This is a genomic window from Rhodococcus sp. LB1 (assembly GCF_001583455.1).
Taxonomy (GTDB): domain Bacteria; phylum Actinomycetota; class Actinomycetes; order Mycobacteriales; family Mycobacteriaceae; genus Rhodococcus_F; species Rhodococcus_F opacus.
Window position 1 is genome coordinate 1 of record NZ_LTCZ01000123.1, and the last position, 4,699, is coordinate 4,699.

At 66.3% G+C, this 4,699-nt stretch carries 3 protein-coding genes; 1 reads left to right on the plus strand and 2 read right to left on the minus strand.

Annotated features, from left to right (window positions below):
* Positions 1 to 1,012: hypothetical protein (locus AZG88_RS18520; RefSeq protein WP_231914079.1), on the minus strand; the 1,012-nt coding region annotated here is incomplete at its 3' end.
* A 54-nt stretch (positions 1,013 to 1,066) separates the two neighbouring features.
* Positions 1,067 to 2,470, minus strand: a complete 1,404-nt coding sequence (locus AZG88_RS18525; RefSeq protein ID WP_231914080.1) for an amino acid permease — start codon at positions 2,468 to 2,470, stop codon at positions 1,067 to 1,069.
* A gap of 648 nt (positions 2,471 to 3,118) precedes the next feature.
* Here AZG88_RS18525 and AZG88_RS18530 point away from each other — a divergent pair.
* Positions 3,119 to 4,666, plus strand: a complete 1,548-nt coding sequence (locus AZG88_RS18530) for an amino acid permease (protein ID WP_005249194.1) — start codon at positions 3,119 to 3,121, stop codon at positions 4,664 to 4,666.
* Positions 4,667 to 4,699: the final 33 nt, after the last annotated feature.

Sequence of the window (4,699 nt, forward strand, 5' to 3'; positions counted from 1 at the left end):
AGCCGCGCTGCAGCAGCGCGAGGGTCTCGTCCGCCCGGGCCTGCTGTGCGAGGATCCGCGCCTGCGTGATCGTGCCGAGTGGTTGCGCCCCTTCGGTTCTCGCCCGGTCCGTGGCCGCGGTGGAGACCAGGGTGGCGGCGGCCAGCCAGATCAGGAGGGTGGCGGCGAGGAGCGACGCGAGGACGAGGCCGGGATTGACGCGTCGTTTGCTCTTGCGCGCCAGATACACCTGCGCGACGACGAGCGCGACGAGCAGGGCGACGGCGACGGCGAACGCGGCTCTCGGGAGCCGCCCGGTGAGGACCTGGGTGTCGGCGACGGACCTCGACTGCTCCGAGTAGAGACTCTCGGCCGCGGGCAGGATCGTGTCCTGCATCATCGCGGAGGCGTCGCTGAGATAGGCGACGCCGACCGGGTTGCCCGACCGATTGTTGGCGCGGGCCGTGGCGATCAGGCTGGTGTAGTCGGCGAGGTTCCGCGACACCTCGGACAGCAGCGCGAGGGCCGCGGCGTCTGTCGAGGCGACGCCGTTCGACGCGGTGACCAGCGCGTTCGACGCGTCCCCGATCGCCTGGTTGTACCGATTGCGGACGGCGATCGGCTCGACACCGCCCGAGATGAAGGATGTGGCGGCCGCGGCGTCGGCGATGGACAGGGAACTGTAGAGCCGTTCGGCTGCGTAGGTGAGGGGTTCGGTGTGCGTCCGCAGGGTCTCGATGCGCTGTTGCCGGGCACCGATCGCCGCCGACGTGATCGCCCCGGTCATGAGCGCAGCGGTCACGAGGGCGATCCCCAGCACGGACAGTCGTCCCGGGGTCGAGACGAGGAATTCCCGCCACGGCCGGCGCCGGGATTCGGGCTCGACGAGCAGGGACTCGTCCAGCGAGTGTTCTTCGGTGACGGCGTCGTCTCCGCGGTGGAACACGGTGTCCTCCTCCGCCGAGGTCTTCTGCAAGTGTGCCCCGATTCCCGGCGGGTCGTGCCGGAAAAGCCGATGTCGCATCGGATGCACAGAGAAGGACAGGGACCGCTGGTGCGGTCCCTGTCCTTCGGTACTGCGGGTGCGTCAGGGTTGCTCGTGGGTGACGACTCCGACGAGTTGCTCCGCGTCGGAACCGTCGGCAGGCGATTCCGCGGGCGGCGTGACGGTGTCGAGGCGTTCGGCGCTGGTGCGACTGCGCCGGCGGAACTCGTACCCGATCAGGATGAAGGCGAGAGTCACCACACTCAGCCAGAACTGCGAACGGGTGGTGGGGAGCACGGCCATGGCGGCGATCACGGCTCCCATCAGGGCGATGGTCGCGTAGCTGAGCCAGGGGAACAGCCACATCTTCAGGCTGAGGGCCTCGGGATCTCGAGCCTCCAGTTTCCTGCGGAGCGCGACCTGGGAGATCGCGATCATGAGGTAGACGAAGAGCGCTACGGCGCCGTACGAGTTGACCAGGAACGAGAACACGAGGTCCGGGGAGACGAACGCCGCGATCACCGACGCGTAGCCGATCACCGTTCCGGCGAGGATCGCGCGCCTCGGCACGCCACCGCCGGACAGGCGGGTGAACATGTGCGGGGCGTCGCCGTTGCGGGTGAGGGCGAAGAGCATCCGCGAGGAGGTGTACAGCGCCGAGTTCAGGCAGGACAGCACCGCGGTGAGGATGACGACGTTCATGATCGTGGCGACACCGGGAATGTGCAGGGCGGAGAGCGCTGCCGCGTAGGGGCTGACTCCGACGGCCTCCGTGCTCCACGGCACAACCGCGACGACGACGAAGATGGAACCGACGTAGAAGGTGATGATCCGGACCACGATGGAGCGCATCGCCCGGGCGACCGCTTTCTTGGGTTCTGCGGACTCGGCGGCCGCGATGGTCACGATCTCGGCACCGGTGAAGAAGGCCACGCAGGGGACGACCGCGGCGAGCACCGCGCCCCAGCCGAGCGGAGCGAATCCGCCGTGGCTGACGAGATTCGCCACTCCGGGGGTCGAGTCCGGCCACAGTCCGGTGATCCACAGTGCGCCCAACCCGAGGAAGAGGACGATCGCGATCACCTTGATCGACGAGAACCAGTACTCGAATTCGCCGAACGAACGCGCTGACACGAGATTAGTGCAGGTCAGGATCACGAGAAGGCCGAGGCTGAGGATCCACAGCGGCGCGGACGGGAGGTAGAGCTGGAGTATTCGGCCGCCGGCGATGGCTTCGACCGCGACGACGATGACGAAGAAGTACCAGTACATCCAGCCGACCGAGAAGCCGGCGCGATTGCCGAGCGCTTCCCTGGCGTACACGTAGAACGATCCGACCACCGGCCGGGCCACCGCCATTTCCGCCAGCATCCGCATGATCAGGAGTGTGATGACCCCCGCAATGAGAAACGACACGATCGCCGCCGGGCCTGCGCTCTCGATGACGACGCCGCTGCCGACGAACAATCCGGCACCGATCACGCCGCCAAGGGCGATGAGGTTCATGTGCCGTTTCTTCAGGCCCTTTCCGAGGCCGGAGTCCTGGGATTGGACCGGGGGTGGTGTTGAAGTCACGTTTTCCTCCACTGTGCGCTGACCGGAATCGTCAGGTCGCCATCGCGATCCGGGGTCGGATCGTCGGCGGTTGGAACGGAGAACAGTGCCGGCGGAGATACGGGAGACGATCCACCGCGAACTGAACTGTTGATGTGATGCACAACACTGTATGGAGGGTCCGGTGGGCAGCACAGTGCCAGTTCGACGGCACGTCTGGGGACCAGTTCGTTACCACTGGTCACAGGGTTGGGGTGTTCGTACGGCCTCGAGGGTGCGTGCCGGCGCCGGGGGATCCAGATGTGCCGCGAAACCGTCCCGCCGGGCCATGCGAACACGCTCCTCCCGGCGGCGATCGCTGTCCTCCCAGTTCAGAGGCTTTCTCGGTCGGCGGTTCCGCGGTCGAACTGGTCCCATCGCTTGCGAGGCAACTGGCTCTGGGCGAGTTCTGGCACCAGTCGTAGTGTGAGGTGAACACCGAAATAAGTGATGTGGATCACATATACGATTGGGTCGCTGAACCGGTGGGTGCCCGCATCGACGCACGACCGACGAGGTCGGGTCAGGTGAGGGCCACGGCAGCGCCTTCTGGAGGAAAATGTGGACAGTACCGTTCCCGGACACACCGACAGTTCAGGTCTCGGCAAGGGCCTGAAGCGCAGGCACATGAATCTCATCGCCCTGGGCGGGGTGATCGGCGCCGGCCTCTTCGTGGGCAGCGGTGTCGTCATCGGCGGTGCCGGTCCCGGCGCCATCATCTCCTTCCTCATCGCAGGCATCATCACGTTGCTGATCATGCGGATGCTGGCGGAGATGGCGGTGGCCCGGCCGGTGGTCGGATCGTTCTACGTCTACGCCCGCCAGGCCCTGGGGCGTCGCGCCGGGTTCGCGACGGGGTGGATGTACTGGTATTTCTTCGTCATCGTCGTCGCCGTCGAGGCCATCGCCGGCGGCCGGATCCTGCAGCTCTGGCTGCCGATGATCCCGCTGTGGCTCCTGAGCCTGGGGCTGATGCTCCTGCTGACGGCCACCAACATGGTGTCCGCCCGCTCCTACGGCGAGTTCGAATACTGGTTCTCGTCGATCAAGGTCGTGGCGATCGTTCTGTTTCTCGGGATGGGCGCCCTCTGGATCACCGGACTGTGGCCCGATTCGACGCCCGGGCTCGGCAACCTCGTGAACCACGGCGGCTTCACCCCGCTCGGCTGGGGTGCGGTGCTCGCCGCGGTCGTCCCCTGCGTCGCCTTCTACACGGGAGCCGAGATCGTGACGATCGCCGCGGCCGAGTCGGAGGAGCCGAAGCGTGCTGTCGCCCATGCCATGCGGTCGATCGTGGTACGGATCGTGACGTTCTACGTCGGTTCGATTCTCGTGGTCGTCACGATCCAACCGTGGAACACCGAGAGTGTCGGTGTGAGCCCGTACGCCGCGGTGCTCGAGGTCCTCGGAATTCCCGGTGTCGCGACGATCATGAACTTCATCGTCCTCACCGCGGTCCTCTCCTGCCTGAACTCGGCGCTGTACACCACGTCCCGAATGCTGTTCGCACTCACCCGCAACGGCGACGCCCCCAAGTTCTTCACGACGCTGTCCCGCAACGGCGTGCCGCGTCGTGCGATCCTGCTCGGCACCACAGTCGGATACGTGTCCGTCGCCTGCACCTACGTGTGGGGCGACGTCGTCTTCGGCTTCCTCGTCAACTCGTACGGCGCCGTCGCGCTGTTCGTGTACCTCCTGATCGCCATCTCCCAGGTGGTGCTCCGACGGCGACTCGAGCGCGAAGACCCAGCCGCACTGCAACTCCGGATGTGGCTGTTCCCGTGGCTGAGCTACGCCACCATCGCCCTGATGGCCACCGTCATTCTCGCGATGGCGTTCCTGCCGACCACCCGTTCCCAGTTCCTCATGAGCGGTCTGACGTTGATCGTCATCCTGATCAGCTACCAGGTACGGAAGTTGCTCGGCAAGGGCGGTCGCGACGACGAATCACTGTCCGCTGCTCCTCCGATCGGTTCCGCGGACGAGTCGGTCGCGGAGGCCGAGAAGCGCATCGAGTCCGTGGAGACGCTCGGCGGCTCGGACATCGAACTGCTGGCGGCCGCGCAACAGAAGCCGCACACCCATCGTCATCAGAGGAGACAGTCGTGAACAGTTCCGCCGTCGGTACGGCGCGCGTCAAGC